The sequence below is a fragment of the Acinetobacter sp. genome, assembly GCF_049284435.1.
GTDB lineage: Bacteria > Pseudomonadota > Gammaproteobacteria > Pseudomonadales > Moraxellaceae > Acinetobacter.
On the sequence record NZ_JBAPXX010000008.1, the window covers coordinates 18,352 to 36,751 of the forward strand.

General features: G+C 43.4%; 19 protein-coding genes. 7 read left to right on the forward strand and 12 right to left on the reverse strand.

What is annotated here, in order from left to right; genetic code table 11:
• Nucleotides 1-44 precede the first annotated feature (44 nt).
• Complete coding sequence (gene sppA, locus WAK81_RS00845; protein ID WP_422195293.1) at nt 45-1,067, forward strand: signal peptide peptidase SppA; 1,023 nt, start codon at nt 45-47, stop codon at nt 1,065-1,067.
• Entirely contained in the window at nt 1,064-1,867 is an 804-nt protein-coding gene (locus WAK81_RS00850; RefSeq protein ID WP_422195294.1) for an alpha/beta fold hydrolase, read from the forward strand. The genes sppA and WAK81_RS00850 overlap by 4 nt, the downstream gene beginning before the upstream one ends.
• Nucleotides 1,868-1,929: 62 nt before the next feature.
• Here the strand turns inward: WAK81_RS00850 and purN are convergent, their stop codons facing one another.
• On the reverse strand, nt 1,930-2,559 hold the full coding sequence (gene purN, locus WAK81_RS00855; protein ID WP_422195295.1) for a phosphoribosylglycinamide formyltransferase: 630 nt from the start codon (nt 2,557-2,559) through the stop codon (nt 1,930-1,932).
• A gap of 6 nt (nt 2,560-2,565) precedes the next feature.
• A complete protein-coding gene (purM, locus tag WAK81_RS00860) occupies nt 2,566-3,636 on the reverse strand; it encodes a phosphoribosylformylglycinamidine cyclo-ligase (RefSeq protein WP_422195296.1) in 1,071 nt (356 codons plus the stop codon).
• A 135-nt stretch (nt 3,637-3,771) separates the two neighbouring features.
• On the opposite strand from purM, the gene cxpE reads away from it, so the two are divergent.
• From cxpE to WAK81_RS00880, 4 genes are all read left to right on the forward strand, one after another.
• Nucleotides 3,772-4,992 (forward strand): chloramphenicol efflux transporter CxpE, encoded by a 1,221-nt coding sequence (cxpE, locus tag WAK81_RS00865; RefSeq protein ID WP_422195297.1) that lies wholly within the window; start codon nt 3,772-3,774, stop codon nt 4,990-4,992.
• Between the two features lie 14 nt (nt 4,993-5,006).
• Nucleotides 5,007-5,711 (forward strand): DnaA regulatory inactivator Hda, encoded by a 705-nt coding sequence (gene hda / locus WAK81_RS00870; RefSeq protein ID WP_005103862.1) that lies wholly within the window; start codon nt 5,007-5,009, stop codon nt 5,709-5,711.
• A gap of 120 nt (nt 5,712-5,831) precedes the next feature.
• Nucleotides 5,832-7,631 carry a rhombotarget A gene (gene rbtA, locus WAK81_RS00875; RefSeq protein ID WP_422195298.1) on the forward strand — a complete coding sequence of 600 codons (1,800 nt, stop codon included), beginning with the start codon at nt 5,832-5,834 and terminating at the stop codon, nt 7,629-7,631.
• Nucleotides 7,632-7,640: 9 nt separating this feature from the next.
• Entirely contained in the window at nt 7,641-10,052 is a 2,412-nt protein-coding gene (locus WAK81_RS00880) for a CSLREA domain-containing protein (RefSeq protein WP_422195299.1), read from the forward strand.
• Nucleotides 10,053-10,108: 56 nt separating this feature from the next.
• Here the strand turns inward: WAK81_RS00880 and WAK81_RS00885 are convergent, their stop codons facing one another.
• From WAK81_RS00885 to WAK81_RS00905, 5 genes are all read right to left on the reverse strand, one after another.
• Nucleotides 10,109-10,519 carry a DUF3106 domain-containing protein gene (locus WAK81_RS00885; protein ID WP_422195300.1) on the reverse strand — a complete coding sequence of 137 codons (411 nt, stop codon included), beginning with the start codon at nt 10,517-10,519 and terminating at the stop codon, nt 10,109-10,111.
• Entirely contained in the window at nt 10,509-10,826 is a 318-nt protein-coding gene (locus WAK81_RS00890) for a hypothetical protein (protein ID WP_422195301.1), read from the reverse strand. The genes WAK81_RS00885 and WAK81_RS00890 overlap by 11 nt, the downstream gene beginning before the upstream one ends.
• Nucleotides 10,823-11,437 (reverse strand): RNA polymerase sigma factor, encoded by a 615-nt coding sequence (locus WAK81_RS00895; protein WP_004645678.1) that lies wholly within the window; start codon nt 11,435-11,437, stop codon nt 10,823-10,825. The genes WAK81_RS00890 and WAK81_RS00895 overlap by 4 nt, the downstream gene beginning before the upstream one ends.
• A 167-nt stretch (nt 11,438-11,604) precedes the next feature.
• Nucleotides 11,605-12,381 (reverse strand): TrmH family RNA methyltransferase, encoded by a 777-nt coding sequence (locus tag WAK81_RS00900; protein ID WP_422195302.1) that lies wholly within the window; start codon nt 12,379-12,381, stop codon nt 11,605-11,607.
• Nucleotides 12,382-12,432: 51 nt separating this feature from the next.
• Nucleotides 12,433-13,407, reverse strand: coding sequence for a class 1 fructose-bisphosphatase (locus WAK81_RS00905; protein ID WP_044112048.1), 975 nt, complete (start codon nt 13,405-13,407; stop codon nt 12,433-12,435).
• Between the two features lie 181 nt (nt 13,408-13,588).
• On the opposite strand from WAK81_RS00905, the gene WAK81_RS00910 reads away from it, so the two are divergent.
• Complete coding sequence (locus tag WAK81_RS00910) at nt 13,589-13,774, forward strand: NF038105 family protein (RefSeq protein ID WP_004645674.1); 186 nt, start codon at nt 13,589-13,591, stop codon at nt 13,772-13,774.
• A 75-nt stretch (nt 13,775-13,849) separates the two neighbouring features.
• Here WAK81_RS00910 and pal read toward each other — a convergent pair whose 3' ends face one another.
• The 5 genes from pal to tolQ form a co-directional block, all read right to left on the reverse strand.
• Nucleotides 13,850-14,422 (reverse strand): peptidoglycan-associated lipoprotein Pal, encoded by a 573-nt coding sequence (gene pal / locus WAK81_RS00915; protein ID WP_422195303.1) that lies wholly within the window; start codon nt 14,420-14,422, stop codon nt 13,850-13,852.
• Between the two features lie 54 nt (nt 14,423-14,476).
• Complete coding sequence (gene tolB / locus WAK81_RS00920; RefSeq protein ID WP_422195319.1) at nt 14,477-15,760, reverse strand: Tol-Pal system beta propeller repeat protein TolB; 1,284 nt, start codon at nt 15,758-15,760, stop codon at nt 14,477-14,479.
• Between the two features lie 205 nt (nt 15,761-15,965).
• Entirely contained in the window at nt 15,966-17,231 is a 1,266-nt protein-coding gene (gene tolA, locus WAK81_RS00925) for a cell envelope integrity protein TolA (protein ID WP_422195304.1), read from the reverse strand.
• Nucleotides 17,232-17,234: 3 nt separating this feature from the next.
• Entirely contained in the window at nt 17,235-17,684 is a 450-nt protein-coding gene (tolR, locus tag WAK81_RS00930) for a protein TolR (protein WP_005103851.1), read from the reverse strand.
• Nucleotides 17,684-18,382, reverse strand: coding sequence for a protein TolQ (gene tolQ, locus WAK81_RS00935; RefSeq protein WP_004645669.1), 699 nt, complete (start codon nt 18,380-18,382; stop codon nt 17,684-17,686). Before tolQ ends, tolR begins: the two co-directional genes overlap by 1 nt.
• Between the last annotated feature and the right edge of the window lie 18 nt (nt 18,383-18,400).

Genomic DNA, 18,400 nt, shown 5'->3' on the forward strand with positions numbered 1-18,400 from the left:
GGGTATATAATGGATTCAATATAAATCAATTTATTGGATTATTTATGTCCGATTGGCCACCAAAACCTGAAAATCAAATACAAAATACGCAACAGCCAGTTCAACCGACTGGTCCGGAATGGAAATTGCTGGAAAAAGCAGTTTTAGCTTCGGTAGAAGAGCAGCGCCGTGCGCGTCGCTGGGGGATCTTCTTTAAATTTCTGACTTTTGCTTATCTGCTTGTTGTCATTTTGGCGTTAGGCAAAAGCTGTAGTTCAGTTTCTTCAGATGCTAGCGCTGCTGCGGGTTCGCATATCGCAGTCGTGGACATTGTGGGTACGATTGCAGCCGACAAACAGAGTGTGAACAGTAGCAATACCATCAAATCATTGAAAAAAGCTTTTGAAAATAAACAAAGTACAGCAGTGGTGCTGAATATTAACTCACCTGGCGGTTCACCGGTACAGTCGGATGAAATCTGGCAGGAAATTCAGTATCTGAAAAAACAGCATCCTGGGAAAAAACTGTATGCCGTGATTGGCGATACGGGTGCTTCAGGCGCTTATTATATTGCTTCAGCTGCGGATGAAATTATTGTCAATCCATCGAGCCTGGTCGGTTCAATTGGGGTGATCATGCCGAATTATGGCGTGACTAATCTATTGCAAAAATTAGGTGTTGAAGATCGCACCATGACCTCAGGCGAAAACAAAGCTTTACTGTCGATGACTCAGCCAGTTGATCCTGCGCAAAAAGCTCATGTACAGGGTGTGCTGGATAATGTGCATGGTCACTTTATTAATGCAGTGAAACAGGGACGTGGGGCTAAGTTGAAATCCAATGATCCTGCCATTTTCTCTGGCTTGTTCTGGACCGGTGATCAGGCGGTGAAATTAGGTATTGCGGATCGTATCGGAAGTTTAAATACTTTAAAACGTGAACTGAAAACTGAAAAAGCGTTGAATTACACCATTGAATATAGTCCATTTGAATCAGTCTTGGGTCGTATGGGGTCATCGATTGGGGGTGGAATTGCTTCTTCGGTTGCACAGAAGCTTCAGTCAGAAAATAGTACAACACTGCAATGAAACCATTGATTCATTTCGCGCATGCCAATGGCGTGCCATCCAAAGTCTATCAAAAGCTGTTTGATGGATTGCAAGATGATTACGATATTATCTATGTGCCGCTTTTAGGGCCGGATAAGCGTTATCCGGTTGATAACCATTGGAAAAGCCTGACCCAGCAAGTGATTGACAGTATTGTACGTCAGTCACATGGACGACCCGTTATTGGTCTGGGGCATTCTTTGGGATCCGTGTTAACTCTGCAGGCGGCTTTGCAGCGCCCAGAACTGTTTTCACAAATGATCATGCTGGACCCGCCGATGATTATGGGCAAAGAAGCCTTTGCCTTGCATATTGCGAAAACTTTTCGCTTAGAAGCATTGGATAAAATGTCTCCGGCAGGCCTGTCCAAACGCCGTCGTGACCATTGGGATTCGCGGGAACAAGCCGCTGAATTGCTGCGCACTAAAGGTTTTTATCAGGATTTTGATGCAGATTGCCTCCAGGCTTATATTGATTATGCCTTGCAGGAGGATCCAATCCGGGGCGGGGTAGAACTCACTATCCCTAAAATGGATGAGGTGGCAGTCTTTAGAACCAATCCGTCGCTATGGTGGTTGCCTCAGAAAAAACCAAAAATTCCTGTGCATTTAGTCGTTGCCGAGAAAGGTCCATTTCTGGCCCGCAAGTTCCCGCAGCAAGTGCAAAAGAAGTTTGGTATTCCTTTTACTGTAGTGGATGGCGGGCATATGTTCCCATTGGAACAACCCATTAAAGTGGCGGGCTTGGTCAAACAGCTGATTCAGCAACAGTCTGTTTGAATCATTGTATAAATGAGATATAAAAAACGCATCCGAGGATGCGTTTTTTATATCTAAATTTTTTAGAACTTGCAGAATTGAACAGGCTCTTGCATTTTCTCATTTCGATAAAGCACACCATCTTCAGTATGTTGAATCGTTCCGCTACAAATCCATTCTACGACTTGTGGATAGATCACATGCTCGAGGCTATGCACACGCATTGCCAAACTTTCTACCGTATCGTGGTAAGAAACCTTGAGAACGCCTTGCGCAAGCGCTTGTCCTGCATCCAGTTCAGCCGTGACATAATGCACCGTACAGCCGTGTAGAACATCACCGGTATTGAGTACACGCTGATGCGTATGCATGCCTTTATAATAAGGCAACAGGGAAGGGTGAATATTCAACATTTTCCCTTCCCAGGCTTTCACAAATTTTTCACTTAAAATTCGCATAAAGCCGGCAAGCACCACCAGATCTACATCCCAATCAAGTAGCTGTTGATGCATCACATCATCAAAAGCTTCACGATTCGGATATTGCTTGTGTTCAATGACCGCAGTCTGAATCCCTGCCTCTTGTGCACGCGTTAAAGCAAAGGCTTCAGGCTTATTGGAAATCACGCCCACAATTTGCCCTGAAAGATTAGCATCCATCAAGGCTTGCAGATTTGATCCGCTACCTGAAACAAGTACAGCAATTTTAATCATGCGAAATTACGCGAAGATCACACGAATTTTTTCGTCTGCACCTGCAACCGATTCAGCATTGTCTTGAATCTGACCCATTGCCCATGCTTTTTCGCCAAGCTGGTTAAGTAATTCAACAGTTTTGTCTGCATCAGCTGCATCAACAACAAGCACCATACCAACACCACAGTTGAAAGTACGGTACATTTCAAACTGTTCTACGCCGCCTTCACGTTGTAGAAGCTTAAATAGTTCAGGCCATTCCCAAGAAGATTCATTTACAAGCGCTTGAGCACCGTTTGGAAGTACGCGAGGTAAGTTACCTGGTAAACCACCACCGGTGATGTGTGCCATCGCATGGACATCAACGTGTTTTAACAGTTCAAGAATTGGTTTGACATAAATGCGTGTCGGTTCCATTGCAACATCTGCAAGTGGGCGACCATCCACGATTTGATTCAGGTCAACGTTTTTTACGTCCAGGATTTTACGAAGCAGTGAGTAGCCGTTTGAGTGTGCACCTGAAGAGGCCACACCAATTAAAACGTCACCCGCTTTGACTTTAGAGCCATCAATAATTTTGCTTTGCTCAACAACACCGACACAGAAGCCTGCAAGATCATAATCTTCGCCTTCATACATGCCCGGCATTTCAGCAGTTTCACCACCGACCAATGCACAGCCTGCAAGCTCACAACCAGCGCCAATACCAGTAACTACACTGGCAGCAACATCAACATTTAAATGACCAGTTGCGTAGTAGTCGAGGAAGAACAGTGGTTCAGCACCACAAACAAGAAGGTCATTCACACACATTGCAACCAGGTCTTGACCAATCGTGTCATGACGGTTCAAATTCAGTGCCAGACGTAATTTTGTACCAACACCATCTGTGCCAGATACGAGAACAGGTTCTTCATAACCTTTAGGAATTTTACAAAGTGCACCAAAGCCACCTAGACCGCCCATGACTTCAGGACGTGAGGTACGCTTGGCGACAGATTTGATACGATCGACTAACGCGTCGCCCGCCTCAATGTCGACACCTGCATCTTTGTAGCTTAAACCAGTGTTTGGGGTAGAAGTTGAGTTGCTCATAATGAAGTCTCCGCATTCGCGGGTGCGATTATAACCTGAATATGTAAAACTCTTATGGTATTTGTGGCCTAAAATGCTATCTTTATTAAAATATTTTAATTTTTAGAATGATTAATAGAGAAAAGGCAAGATTCTATGGTCGATCGTACTTTACGGCGCATTCTTATACTTGCTGGTATAGCATTGATACTTTGGGTTTTATATCTGCTTAAACCAGTTGTGGTTCCTTTTGTGGCAGCTTTTCTAATTGCTTATTTATTTAGCCCCTTGGTCGATGTTTTGCACCGCATTGGGCTGGCTCGATGGCTCTCGATCAGTATTGTATTTATCGGGATTGGGGTCGTGGTTACATTGGTCATGTGGTATCTGGTACCACTGGTCTGGCAGCAGCTGATGTATGCGCGTGATAGCCTTCCAGCCGGGATTCACTGGATCAATTACACGTTCTTACCTTGGCTTTCCGATAGCTTTAATCTGGTACCGATGGAGATCGATACCGATCAGATTTCCTCAGTAGTAATGGACTATGTCCAAACCAATTATAGCGCAGACAGTATTCAGGCGATGCTGCTGAAGCTGGCACAATCTGGCCTGAACTTTATCCAGATTGGTGGCACGATTGTCCTGATTCCGATTATTGCCTTTTATTTCTTGCTGGATTGGGATCGTATGCTGGACAGCTTACGCCGTCTAATTCCCCGTCCTTATGAAAAAACAACCTTAAATATTGTGAGTGAATGTCATAGTGTTTTAGGTGCCTTTGTCAAAGGTCAGTTCCTGGTCATGGTTCTGCTGGGCGTGGTTTATGCAGTGGGACTGCAACTGATTGGCTTGGAAATTGGCTTGATCATCGGGATGATTGCTGGATTGTGCAGTATCATTCCGTATCTTGGTTTTGCTGTTGGAATTATTGCCGCAGTCATTGCAACCTTTTTCCAGTTTGGAATCGACTGGTGGCAACTGGTATTGGTCGGGATTGTCTTTATGGTCGGGCAGGCAGTCGAAGGTTATATTCTGCAACCGTTCTTGCTAGGTGATAAAATCGGTCTTTCTCCTGTAGCTGTAGTGTTTGCAGTTCTGGCAGGTGCACAACTGGCCGGATTCCTGGGCATGCTGATTGCCTTGCCGGTGGCTGCCGTGATTGTGGTATTACTGCGGCATATCCGTGAGTATTATGAAAATACCCCATTTTATGGTGATCGGGCTGTTATTATGCAAGATGCATCTACGGGTTCAATCAATATTGAAACACCAGATTTGGATGTTGATATTGAAATGAAAAAGCCACATAAAAAACCGCTGCAAGCAGAGGAGAACTCAAGTAAAATTCATGATCCTCATCGTAAAGACTCATAAGGCCAAAAAATCGTATGCGTCAATTGCAGTTAGATATAGAACCTCAGCTCGATGCCCGAATCAGTGATTTTTCAGGGCCGGGTTGGGGACATGTCATTGATGCTGTCCGTCAATTACATGCGGGTCTGATCAACCGTTTTTATGTCTATGGGGGAGCGGGTACAGGTAAAAGTCATTTATTGTCTGCCATCTGTGACTCTTATCTGGAAGTAGGCAAATCTGCGATTCAGGTATCTTTACTTGAACTTTTAGATGCACCCACTGAGGCGATTACTTCTCTAGATCGTTTTGATCTGGTAGCACTTGATGATATCGAAGCGATTAGTGGCGTACCTCATTGGCAACGCGCCGTCTTTCACTTGATTAATTATAATAATGAAGGTGGTGGGCAGTTGGTGTTTTCGTCACGTTTTGCACCTATCGAACTTAAACTTGAATTGCCAGATTTACAATCCCGTCTTACGCAGGCGGTCAGTACCCGTGTTCCGAGTGGCAGTTTATATGCTGATCGCTATGCGCTGGTTTCCTCGGTACTCGATCGTCGTGGGATCCATTTAGACCCCCAAATCTTTGACTATTTACTAAGCCATGGGCCGCATCAAACTTCAGTGCTGCTTCAAAGATTAGAGCAGATTATTCAACTACTTAAAGGGGAAAAGTTGAAAGTTAGCAATGCCAATCTGCGGCAGATATATGCCTTGATTGACGAATATCGGTAAATCACAAAAAATCTTGAGTAATTATTCAGTCTATGCCACAGTAAGGCAAAATAATTCGCTGTTGCAAGGATTCTGCAACTTTAGAAGAAAAAGAAAGAAATAAAAATTAAGGAGAAGGTTATGCTCAAGAAGAGCATAGGCATAGCTTTGCTATGTATAGCGGGGCAGTCGTATAGTGCAGATATTATTGTAACCACTACAGAAGATATTGAAAAAGATGACAAGGAATGTTCACTTCGAGAAGCTGTTGAGTATGTTAACCGTGGTTTAGCTAAAGCAGGTTTTATGGGGTGCGGTGGGGAGAACTCATCCAGTACCATTATTTTAAAAGAAAAAAATACCTATGTGTTGAACCAGCATATCGCGATTAAAAAATCTCTTACCATCCGTGCTGTCGCAGAAAGTGATGGTGAATTCAGTACGGATGAAAAAGCATTAGGCTTGCATAATGCCCATATTCAAATGAAAGGTATCGATAACCTTTTCCGGATCAACAGTACAGATACATTGGTTCAGTTAAATTTGAAAGAACTGGATCTTGAAGGCTGTGGTAAAACAAGTTGTGCTGAACAAGGTGGCCTAATTTATAATAAAGGTCAGTTAATTCTAGAATATAACCGTCTATTTAATGCTGCTGCCAACTTGGGTGGAGCAATTTATAATGCTGGCAAGTTTGGTCAGAACTTAACAAGCCGTGCACAAATTAAAAATAGTATGATCGAAAATAATAAAGCCCAACGAGGCGGGATCCTGTATAGCGAGCTACCTGCTTTTCTCATTTATCAAAGTGTACTTAAAAATAACCAGACACTGGATAATTCAGCGACCAATATTTATAGCGCGGGACAGTTTGCTGACTCCAGTAAAGATCAAGGTATTAGTGGGGAGGTATTAAGTAGTACGATACTAAAAAATAAGGGTGTACTTATTAATATCATGGACGGGATGGGATTGAATAATCTCACCATAATTGATAATGAAAATAATGCCTTACGTATCCATGCGCCGTATGGAAGAGCTTATGTAGCGAATAGTATTATTTTAAGAAATGGTACACAGGATTGCCAAATTATCACTGGTGACAAGTCTGTGTCGCAAAATAATCTGCTGACAGCCTCGTGTGGTGTAGGGGATTCCGTCGCGCCCAACCAGTTCTGGAATGGTACACGACTTTTTGCTGAATCCTCAGATAAAAGTGAAGGTGCTTGTCAGACCCTAGAAGAAAATAATAATGCCATACTTTGTCCATACAGCGTTCCTAAAGGACAATTTCTCGGTTATATGCGTCCACGAATTTTGTTGAACTATATCCTTGTGAATGAATCGCCGATTGTGAATAGAGGCACAGGATTGAATCTGGCAAATCCAACGGTAGCATGTGAGGCGGCAGATCAGCGCGGTATTAATCGTTTGATGGATAACCTGTTTTGTGATCGAGGTGCTGTTGAAATCACAATACCAATCTCAGGCAGTCTGGTAGGACAAGATCTGTTAAAGGGTGAAATTGCCAAGTTTTCAATTGAATCTTATCTGGGAGATAGTGATTTAATTCCAAAAGAACAGTGTAATGCCATTGTTGGTCAGAATCCGACGGGTGAGCCTTGGCAAGATGGCTGTTTGAAAGTGGTACAAACCAAAACAGCTTCCAAGGGTAAAATAATCATCGATATTCATGGCAATGTCGTTTATACCCCGGATTCTACCTGGCATGGAGCAGATATTTTCGAACTACAAGTGGTGACTTCATCTACACGGTTTAATAAAAGTAAACCTTATTTGACTATTACTACTCAAATTGTTCAGGAGCCAAAAAATGAAATGGAAGACAAAGCAGTCAAAACTTCAGGCGGCTCATGGGGTTGTGGTGGACTACTGATTTTACTCGGATTAATAGGTTTACGCCGTGGATTAAAAGATTAAGGAAAAATCATGAAAAATTATAAAAAAGGACTGCTTGCGGCCATGATTTTATCTGCCATGAGTTTGATGGCAGCCGAAGATAAAACGATATATGTGACTACTTTTGCTGATGAAGATGGTGAGAATAATAATGCCTGCTCTTTGCGAGAAGCAATTAAAACTGCAAAACTGGATAAATCTTATGGCGGATGTAATGTAGGACGTACACTTCGACTGGATGGTTCAGCTGCAGATGTGATTCAGATTGAAGCAGGCGAGTACAAATTAGATAGAGAGCTGATCGTAGAGTCAGCGCTCAAAATTTATGGGAAAACTCCGCTTAACTATGCTAGTCGTAGTCCGATTACGCTGTTATATCCAACCCGGGAGGCTTTAAAAAGCACTATTTCAGGCCAGGGGAAAACCAGATTATTTAATAGTATGGCCAGCCAATCCAGTCTGGAAATTCATCATTTGATCTTAAAGGATGGCTATGCAGCAATAAATACCTTGGATAAAGGGAATGGCGGTACTTTTTATGTAGCTGGGCCTTTAAGTATTAATACCAGTGAAATAGTAAATTCTCGAGCTGCTGCAGAAGGTGGGGCTATTTATAGTGTAGCAATGAATACGGAAAGGAATATTATCATTCAGGATTCTTTGATTCAAAAAAATCAGGCGAGTTCATATGGTAGTGTTCTGGCAATGGATTGTCAGGGAAATTTGGGTACAACTCAAACCAATGTGAAAATTAATTCTAGTAGTATTGTTAAAAATGGTTCAGGCGTTACTAACAGTATTATTGATTTTTGTGGCTATGCTACAGTAGAAATTGTTAACTCTACCATTGCTAAGAATATTGCAAGTACTACAGGACATATTGTGCGTATGACGAACGAAGTTAATCGTCCGCTCAGTAAATTCTCCAGTTTAACTGCATTAAGTAATACTATTGTTGAAAATACAGCTCAATCTACTTTATTTTATGACAATACCGGTTTTAGGTATTTTAATTTTAATGTTTTAGCCTTTAACCAAGGTCTGTCTTGTGAATATGCCTTAAATCAGGGAAATCCGACCAAGGCACAACGTATTGAATTTTCTACAATTCGAAATGCAATTCAAACTACTGGGCCATCACGTTGCGTATTGCCAGAATTAGATGCAAATACCACTTCAAATAATCTTGATGTCTCTAACAATATAATCAGCAGTTTATTAACAAATTATATTGAGCCTGCTATTGATAATCGCTATTTAGGGCTGTATTACCCGCGTGATAATCAGACCGCAACGGATTTGGTAGATATCGGGGTGAGTGGCTGTATTGAACAAGACCAGCGTGGTATTGATCGTGTGATTGGATCCACATTAACATTTGATCCAAGTGCAAAAAATACCTGCGAAATAGGTTCAGTTGAAATCCGACGTTTGACTGCAGCCGATATTACGGACTTGCAAAATAAGAGCTTGGTAGAACTCAATGACTTTTATCAGGAAAATATAGATGATCTGGAAGAAATCATTGCTGATAAAAATACTCCAGAAAATGAGCTTCCTGGTTTAAAGGAAGAGTTGAAAAGTTATCAAGATTTGCTTAAATATACCAAGCAATATCAGAAATATCGTGCAATCTATATTAATCCTTTTATCTTGGCTATGCCTCAAGAAGCTCTAACCAATGATAAGATTCAAATTAAAGCCTTAAATTCACAAAATTATGAGGTCAGTGTAAAAACTTTAGGTGTTGGTAAGTTAATTGGTACAGGTAATTCGACCACTGTGGAAGGAAATCCAAATGATCCAAATCTTAAATGTGAGTGGAAACCTGATTTAAACCGGATCATGATGTATCGCACTGATGGTAAGCAGACCAGTTCGGTTGATATGGAGTTCTGTAGTTATACCCTTAAAGACCGGACTACAGGTGCGAGCAGTGCTGGCCTCTTAAGAGCAGCTTTTAACAACATTGCACCGATTGCAAAAGATGATGAATATAGGCTTAGTCCCGAGAATAATCTTACAGTGACGGTAAATCCGCTTGAAAATGATAGTGATGATGGGGATGGGCCTCTACCATCAGGAAAGTCGGCTTTTTATCAAGATAAAGATGGAAAAGAGATTCCGATTCGTATTGTTAAGCTACCTGCGGGAGTTTCGCTGAAGGCAGAGCGACAAGGAGCATGCCCTGATACTTATCAAAATCAGACCTGTTATGGTGGGCAGCTGACATTTAGTGTGAAAAATAATTTAAGCCAGGCAAATTACAGCATGGATTATGCGATTTTTGATGCTGATGAAAAAATGTCAGAAACAGCAACAATCTTGTTACGTAATACAGTTAAAAATACGAATATGTCCTCAAGTGGTGGTGGGGGAATCGGTATTTGGGGGCTACTGGGGCTATTCGGGCTCGCAGGTTATCGCCGCTTAAGAAAATAAAATATGATTGAAGCATCAAAAAAGCCTCCATATGGAGGCTTTTTTATATTAAGTGTTTAATGCGAGTTAGGCTGCTGAGTCACTTGCTGATATTTGAGAATGTATTCTTCACGAATAGCGAGGCGTTGTTCAGGGGTCGCTTTTTGCATACGTGCGCCCAGTTCTTTGCGTTCCTGACTGCTCATCATTTGCCAAGTCTCACGCATTCTCTGTTTTTCCGCATCCGGGAGTTGGGTAAACCAGTCCATACGCTGCTGCAAGCTGACACGTTGTTGCTCGGGAATTTCTTTTAGAGATTGGTAACGTTTAATCAGTGCCAGTTGTTCAGAATCAGAAAGATTATCCCAAGTATCAGTTACTTGGGTATTCGCATCTTTGGAAAATAGCCAAAAACGTTCAAATCCTGCAAAGCTGGTTTGCAGAAAACTGAATGCACAAAAAGCAATCGCCAATTTTTTAGCTGCCATGTGGAACTTTGTCCTCACCTAAAACCATTAACATTTCTAAATCTTCAAGCATTTGCGGAGACAGTTTTGGGACGGACACCATTTGAGTTTGTGGCTCGTTATGGTCCGAAAGATTCGGTAATACCACAACGCCTGCAATCGCAGCTGCCAAAGCAAAACCTGACATTTTTAGAAGTGCAAAGCGTGAATGTTTTGAATCCTGAATTTCTTCAAGAACATGGTGCATGACAACAGGTTTGTCTTTATGTTGTTGTGCCAGTCCATCAAGTTTGGAAGTTACTTGTTTTAAGAAATCATCTTGATTCATTCGGATGACCCTCCCAGATATGGATTTAAATGTGCTAAAGAGGCACGTAAGCCTTGAATAGCACGATGGTAATGGGTTTTTACACTGCCTTCTGTGCAGTTCATAATTTGTGCGGTGGTATGCGTATCAAATCCTTCCCAGGCTCTTAGCATAAATGCCTGCTGCTGACGTACAGGCAATTTTGCAATCGCTTCCTGGATTTCTTCAGCAGTGACTGCCTGATCGAGAAAGTCCAGCGGCGTTGGTGTTGATTCATCGACGACATCATCGAATTCAATTTCGTCGTCATCAAGACTGACTTTTTTGAAAAATGAAAACATTTGACCACGCCGTGACTCTTTACGGCGCCAATCCTGTAACTTGTTGTTGAGAATGGTATAAAACAGGGGGTACCATTCTTCAGTGCTTTTTTCTGCATAGGATTTGTGTAAGGAAATGAAAGCTTCCTGAACCAGATCCATGGCAATACCATGATGACCTTGAGTCGCACTTTCCATCATCACCAAGGCACGCCCAGTCACATCCTGCATGAAATTCTTCAGACGTGCTTCAGCCGTACTCTTCAGAATACTTACATCGTGTGTTTGCAACTGTTTTGGTGCTAAATCCATAGAGATGGAAAATCCTGTCATTGGACACCCACCATTATTCCCAAGTTCATGATCATATAACGTTGGGAATTCTGGTTTGGTTGACAATTAAGTTTATTATTTTTGTAGTTTAATCTATTTTATACACGGGCAGAGCCATATTAAAACACTGTAACCTAAATCCTTAATTAGATACGTTGACGTACCATTTCAAAGAAACAGATCGAACCTGCAATTGCGACATTCAGTGATTCCTGACCACCGGGTTGCGGAATGCTAACGGCTTCAGCATGTTGCATCGCATAATCAGACACGCCTTGGCCTTCATTACCTAGAATCCACACACAAGGTTTACGTAAGTCTTTTGCATAGAGGCTTTCAGCACGATGTGAGCTGGTTACATAGACAGGGATTTGAAATTGCTCAAGAATTTGTTCAAGCGCAATATTTTCAAAGGTTTGCAGCGTAAAGTGCGCACCCATACCGGCACGTAATACGCGTGGAGACCAGAGCGATGCAGAACCTTTGGTGCATACAATCTGTTCAATACCGGCAGCAGCAGCGGAGCGAAGCAGGGTGCCTACATTACCCGGATCTTGTACATTTTCCAGAATTAAAGTGTCTGCTTTAAAATCCAATGCATAATTTGCTGTCGGTAGAGTCACCACAGCTAAACAGGCTAAAGATGTTCCTAAGGTACTTAAATCTTTGTATAAAGATTCGCTTAGAACAAAGACCATACCTGTGTATTTTGCGAGAATTTTCTCGAAATCAGGATGTGAAAGTGCATGTTCAGTGGTGAAAATCGAATCAATTTTACGGTTTTCATGTAGCCAGGCAAGAGATAGATGCGTGCCTTCTAAAACCGTTTGCCCCTGTTTTTTACGATAGGTATTTTGTTCGATTAAACCACGTAAGTGTTTAATCTTTGGATTGTCTTTTGAATCAAGAAAAAAAGTTGGCATGGGAGATATAATCCACGGCAGCCGATTCAATATCGACTGCCGCTATAAAAATTAGTTGTGGTAGCTGGTCACAAGATCAACTTCGTTTTTAGAACCAATGATCACTGGCACACGTTGATGTAGATCTGTCGGTTCAATCTCAAGAATACGCACACGACCTGTAGTCGATGCACCGCCAGCCTGTTCCATGAGCATGCTCATTGGGTTGGCTTCGTACATTAAACGTAGACGGCCAGCTTTAGCCGGATCTTTAAGGTCGTATGGATACATGAAGATACCGCTACGGCAAAGAATACGGTGAATGTCGCCCACCATACAGGCAACCCAGCGCATATTGAAGTCTTTTTCGCGAGGGCCAGTCTTGCCAGCTAACAATTCATCGATATAACGCTGTACTGGTGCTTCCCAATGACGCTGATTCGACGCATTGATCGCATATTCTTTGGTATCTGCAGCAACCTGAATTGCTTCAGAAGTCAGCAGGAATTCTTGAGTCTCAGGGTCATAGGTAAAGAACACCACGCCTGCACCGACCGTCAATGCCAGCATAGTCGATGGGCCATAAAGCACATAACCTGCAGCTACCTGATGAACACCGGCTTGCATAAAGTCTTCTGCCTGAGTCACTGCATTCTTCGCAGGAAGAATCGAGAAAATCGTACCAACACACATATTGATATCAATATTGCTTGAGCCATCTAATGGATCGAACAATACCAGAAATTGACCATTTTCTTGTGCAGGGGTGAATTCATCCAGTTCTTCTGAAGCCAAACCACCCACATTTGGATGTTGCTGCAAGGCATCAATCAAATAGTCATTAGAAATGACATCCAGTTTTTTTTGCTCTTCGCCTTGAACGTTTTCATGCTGTGCACTTCCCAATACACCCGCTAAAGCACCTTTCTGTAGCAATTGATCAATGTCTTTACAAGTGTTTGCAATTGTTTCAATAACTTGTGCTAGTTCAGGTGTGAGATTCCCGCTTTGTTGTTGTAAAAACTGGGATAAAGTGCGGTATGACATAGGGGGAAACTCCAAGACTTAAATCGGGAAAAAATGATCAAAACGATATGCGGCTATATTTTAGATGAGAACGTACTAAAAGAAAAATTAAACTGGATTATTTGTATCGATTTTGCCCTTGCAACTCCTGTGGAAAATGCTATGTTGAAGACAAGGGGAAATTGAGAATAGGAGCACAGATATGACAACATTGAAGTTTGATGCGACTCCAACGCCAAGCGAAGGCATTACTTTAGATGATATCTCTGAAGACAAGATGAAAGAAGCCTGGCGGGATTATGAAGCAAAACCAGAGTACAAACAATTCAATAAACATGACCTGATCGAATCGATGCATCCGGCTGAACAAGATCAGCTTCCAAAGTAGACCGATTCTTTCATTGAAGCCAATAAAAAGCACTCATGATTGAGTGCTTTTTATTTGATACGGAATGATTGAAAATTATTTCAACAATGGTGGTACCGCTTCATAATTAATTTCTACACGGCGGTTTTCTTTCCAAGCATTTTCGTCATGGCCCGCATTGATTGGCATTTCCTTGCCATAGCTTACTGCTTCTAATTGACCAGGATTAACACCAGTCGTCACCAGGAAGCTTTCTACAGCTTTGGCACGACGCTCGCCAAGTGCCATGTTGTATTCACGGGTACCGCGTTCATCGGTATGGCCGGTGAGTGCTACACGTGAATTGGCATTGGCCATCAGGAACTGCGCATGGGCTTGCAGCGTATTCAGATCTTCATTGCTGAGTTCAGTACTGTCATAGTCAAAATGCACCACGCGTTTTGCCAAAAATGCTTTATTTTCTGCAGTAACACCTTTTGCAGAAGCACCTGCCATATTCTGTGCGTTTAGTGCAGCATCTTCACTTAGACCTTGGGTATTCACTGTTGTTAAACCAGTCGTATCTAAACCACCCGTTTGAACTTCAGCGGCAGGTTTACGGCTTGCACAACCAGTCATAACGACTGCTGCTGCTAAAAGTGGCAAGGCAAATAATTTTACTTTGTTCATCTTCATCTCCATGAAGTTTGATTATGGGGTAAAGGGTTTATCAATATAAAAATGTTATTTTGGTGCCCAAGCCGGTTCACGGACTTCGCCCGTTTCACTTGGCAAATTCATACGGAAGCGGCCATCCAGCGACATGATCGACAAGAGTCCGCGTGCACCTTCACGGGTGGCATAGACCACCATCTGGCCATTTGGCGAGAAGCTTGGCGATTCGTCCAGCGTCGTTGGCGTCAGAATGTTGTTCACACCGGAGGTCATGTCCTGAACCGCAACTCGATAGTTACTGCCGCTTGGACGATGAACTAATGCAAGTTTTTTACCATCTGCGCTCAGCGTACCGCGCGCATTGAATGCACCACGGAAAGTCAGGCGTTTATTGCTACTTGATTCAAGATCATGGCGGTAAACTTGTGGAGAACCCCCGCGATCAGAGGTAAAGATAAAAGATTTTCCATCTGGCGAATAACGTGCTTCAGTATCAATTGCACTGTCATTGGTCATACGTTGTAGCTGACGCGTTTCCAGATTCATCTGGTAGATTTCTGGATTGCCGTGCATAGAAGCAGTAAACAGCATGCTCTTGCCATCTGGAGAGAAGCTCGGCGCGCCATTCAAACCGCGGAAGCTGGCCAGTTTTTCACGTTGTCCGGTAGCCAGATCCTGTACATAAATCGCCGGGCGTTTGGTTTCAAAGGACACATAAGCGATTTTTTTGGCGTCTGGAGTCCATGCCGGAGAAAGGATTGGATCACGTGAGGTCAAAATGGTCTTTGGCTGTTCACCATCGGTATCGGCAATCTGCAAGGTATAGCGTTGTTCTGGCGTAGCAGGATTACGCAGTACATAGGCAATACGTCCGCTAAAATCACCCGGAATGCCGGTCAATGCCTGATAGATGGTATCACTGATCATATGCGCTGCCTGACGGCTGCGTGAGGCTGGAACAGTTAGCAATTCATTTAATAGATATTGTTTTTTTTCGACATCATAGAGCTGATACTGGATTTCAAAAGAACCATCGGCTGTGGCCTTGGATGAACCGGTGACTACATAGGGAACACCAGCCGATGCCCAAGCTTCTGCATTTGGATTATTCAATGTCGCTGTTGCAGGCAGGTTTTTTGAAGCACTAGTAAAGCGGCCAGAACGATTCAGGTCATTTTCCACAATAGGATAAATGCTCTGATCCTGACTGAAAGGTACAACGGCAATTTTAGGTGCTGCCTCAGGTGCCTTGGTAATTTCCAGATGCAATTGGGCATAGGACTGGGTTGCCAATACAGGGCTTAAAGCGCTAATGATTGCGAGGCAGAGTAGATGTTTGCGAGTCTTTTCCATCATTCGTTATTTACTCAAATCAACGGATTTATTGTATAGGTGCTTGGGCTACATCATCGCATGGATTTAATAGAATAAAACCATGAATTTATGACCAAACTGTTATGACACTGTGAAAAGTGAACATTATTTAATCAATTTAAAGTGAAGTTTAGCTTAAAAAATAAAAGCCATCACAACATTATTTATGTGATGGCTCCGTTTTTTATTGCGCAGTAAAGGTTGAAGTAAAGCTTCGTGCTTCTCTGCGTGCATCTGGATCGGATGGCATTGGATAAGGTGCGGCAGCACGAACTGCAGCTTCTACACTGGCTTTCATGTCTGCATCACTTGAACTCACGATGACCGAGACCACACCGCCGTTATCATTCAGGGTTACACGTGCAGTCGCACGCTGGCCTGATGATCCAACTGGTGTATCCCAAGCGCGTTTGATTTTATTTTCAAAATCACGTTTCGCAGTGGATGCAATCCGTTTTGATTCCGCTTTTTTCTGTGCAGCTTCTTCAGCAGCCTGTTTCGCGGCTGAAGCTTTGGCATCTGCATCAGCTCTGGCTTTTGCTTCGGCATCTGCTTTGCGCTTGGCGTCTGCATCCGCTTTGGCCTTAGCATCAGCATCTGCCTTACGTTTGGCATCCGCGTCAGCTTTAGCTTTAGCTGCTGCATCTGCTTTGGCTTTCGCATCAGCGTCCGCTTTGCGTTTCGCCTCTGCATCATTTTTAGCCTTAGCTGCTGCGTCTGCTTTGCGTTTCGCTGCTGCATCGGCTTTAGCATCAGCATCTGCTTTGCGTTTCTCTGCTGCATCATTATTGGCTTTAGCAGCAGCTTCAGCCTTACGTTTGGCATCAGCCTCTGCTTTTGCTTTCGCTGCAGCATCCGCTTTTTGCTTGGCAGCTAAGTCGGCTTTTTTCTGTGCTTCCAGTTTGGCTTTTTGTGCAGCATCGGCTTTGCGCTGTGCATTTAGTTCAGCTTGGCGTGCAGCTTCGGCTTCAGCCTTGGATTTTTGTGCTGCATCCGCTTTGGCTTTGGCCGCTGCCTGTTTCGCCTGTTCAGCTGCTTCGGCTCGTTTAGCTGCTTCAGCTGCTTGCTGCGCAGCCTTGGCTTGTGCTGCATCTGCCGCTTTTAGTTCCTGCTGCGCTTTTTGTGTATCGACTTTAGGTGCAGATAGAGCAGGAGGTGTGGCAGGCGCCGTCGTTGGAACCACTGGAGCGGGTTCTATACTGGGTTCAACAGTCTGGGTAATTTCTTCTGCGACATTTTCATGTGCAGTTTCCTCAAATTCGGTTTCTTCGCGAGTCACCGGTTTAAGGTCTTCTGGCTTGATCAGAACGGTTTTGATCTGTTTTGGCGGTTCAGGGGGGTTACTCATGCCCAGATAAAGTAAGCCCACCAAAGCCACTGCATGGATGCCTAAGGTAAATCCAAGTGCGATGGCTTTTTTCTGAAATGATGGCTTTTTATAGTCTTTCATACTTTATTCTAATGGCTTGGTCAGTAAACCGACTTGAGAAAGGCCAGCATCCTGCAGGCTGGACATCAAGGCCATGACATCGCCATAAGGACGGGTATTGTGGCCATTGATCACGACATTCAGCACCTTGTTGTCATTTTGCGCCTGAGTTTGGGCATCAACCAGAGTACGCGTTAATTCTTCCAGTGTGACTGGGCCAGTCGCCTGATTTTTATATTCTAGATAATATGAACCATCTTCTTTGAGTGTGACAATGGTCGGGGCATCCTTGGATTCGATCGGTAATCCGTTGGCCTGAGGCAAGTCAACCTTGATACCGCTGGTGATCATCGGGGCGGTGACCATAAAGATTACCAGAAGCACCAGCATCACATCGATATACGGCACCACATTCATGTCACTTTTTAGTGGCTTTTTAATACGCTGAAAGCGTCCTGAACCTTGAATCGCCATTAGTCTTTGTCCTGAGTTACGCCCACAGACTGACGTTGTAATAGCGCCACCATTTCTTCGGCAAACAGCGCACGGTCAGAGTAGACCGTTTCACCTTTGGCCGTAAAATGGTTGAAAGCCAATACCGCTGGAATGGCTGCGAACAGACCGATCGCCGTTGCAATCAGTGCTTCGGCAATACCGGGTGCGACCGTCGCCAAAGTTACCTGATCAACATCTGCCAGGCCAATAAAGGCGTTCATGATGCCCCAGACTGTACCGAACAGACCGACATAAGGTGCAACCGAACCAATACTTGCCAAAGCGCCTAGACCTTGTTCCAGATGCCCTTGGTCACGGCTTAAACCGACACGCAAAATACGCTCTGTTCCTTCAATCGACTGGGCAGTCGGCGCATGACGTTTTTTCAGTTTCAGGAACTCGCCCAGACCCTGATAGAAAATATCTTCAAGGCCGGTGCGTTTGGAATTGAGTTGTGCATTGTTATACAGGGTGTTCAACTCAGCACCAGACCAGAAGATTTTCTGAAAATGTTCATCATCGGCCTGGGCTTTTTTATAACTCATATAGAGCCTGGCAATCAGATACCAGCTATATATTGAGGCTAACAGGAGAGAAAGCATCACCAGTTGTACGACAGGGCTTGCTTGTAAAATAAGATCTGAAACTTGAAGAGATGATTCTAACTGAGTCGCCATAGTTGTTACGTGTGCCAA

What these genes read in the sequence shown, in the direction of transcription:
- sppA (WP_422195293.1), top strand. Translation starts at nt 45, where the DNA reads ATGTCCGATTGGCCACCAAAACCTGAAAATCAAATACAAAATACGCAA.
- WAK81_RS00850 (WP_422195294.1), top strand. Translation starts at nt 1,064, where the DNA reads ATGAAACCATTGATTCATTTCGCGCATGCCAATGGCGTGCCATCCAAA.
- purN (WP_422195295.1), bottom strand. Translation starts at nt 2,559, where the DNA reads ATGATTAAAATTGCTGTACTTGTTTCAGGTAGCGGATCAAATCTGCAA.
- purM (WP_422195296.1), bottom strand. Translation starts at nt 3,636, where the DNA reads ATGAGCAACTCAACTTCTACCCCAAACACTGGTTTAAGCTACAAAGAT.
- cxpE (WP_422195297.1), top strand. Translation starts at nt 3,772, where the DNA reads ATGGTCGATCGTACTTTACGGCGCATTCTTATACTTGCTGGTATAGCA.
- hda (WP_005103862.1), top strand. Translation starts at nt 5,007, where the DNA reads ATGCGTCAATTGCAGTTAGATATAGAACCTCAGCTCGATGCCCGAATC.
- rbtA (WP_422195298.1), top strand. Translation starts at nt 5,832, where the DNA reads ATGCTCAAGAAGAGCATAGGCATAGCTTTGCTATGTATAGCGGGGCAG.
- WAK81_RS00880 (WP_422195299.1), top strand. Translation starts at nt 7,641, where the DNA reads ATGAAAAATTATAAAAAAGGACTGCTTGCGGCCATGATTTTATCTGCC.
- WAK81_RS00885 (WP_422195300.1), bottom strand. Translation starts at nt 10,519, where the DNA reads ATGGCAGCTAAAAAATTGGCGATTGCTTTTTGTGCATTCAGTTTTCTG.
- WAK81_RS00890 (WP_422195301.1), bottom strand. Translation starts at nt 10,826, where the DNA reads ATGAATCAAGATGATTTCTTAAAACAAGTAACTTCCAAACTTGATGGA.
- WAK81_RS00895 (WP_004645678.1), bottom strand. Translation starts at nt 11,437, where the DNA reads ATGGATTTAGCACCAAAACAGTTGCAAACACACGATGTAAGTATTCTG.
- WAK81_RS00900 (WP_422195302.1), bottom strand. Translation starts at nt 12,381, where the DNA reads ATGCCAACTTTTTTTCTTGATTCAAAAGACAATCCAAAGATTAAACAC.
- WAK81_RS00905 (WP_044112048.1), bottom strand. Translation starts at nt 13,407, where the DNA reads ATGTCATACCGCACTTTATCCCAGTTTTTACAACAACAAAGCGGGAAT.
- WAK81_RS00910 (WP_004645674.1), top strand. Translation starts at nt 13,589, where the DNA reads ATGACAACATTGAAGTTTGATGCGACTCCAACGCCAAGCGAAGGCATT.
- pal (WP_422195303.1), bottom strand. Translation starts at nt 14,422, where the DNA reads ATGAACAAAGTAAAATTATTTGCCTTGCCACTTTTAGCAGCAGCAGTC.
- tolB (WP_422195319.1), bottom strand. Translation starts at nt 15,760, where the DNA reads ATGGAAAAGACTCGCAAACATCTACTCTGCCTCGCAATCATTAGCGCT.
- tolA (WP_422195304.1), bottom strand. Translation starts at nt 17,231, where the DNA reads ATGAAAGACTATAAAAAGCCATCATTTCAGAAAAAAGCCATCGCACTT.
- tolR (WP_005103851.1), bottom strand. Translation starts at nt 17,684, where the DNA reads ATGGCGATTCAAGGTTCAGGACGCTTTCAGCGTATTAAAAAGCCACTA.
- tolQ (WP_004645669.1), bottom strand. Translation starts at nt 18,382, where the DNA reads ATGGCGACTCAGTTAGAATCATCTCTTCAAGTTTCAGATCTTATTTTA.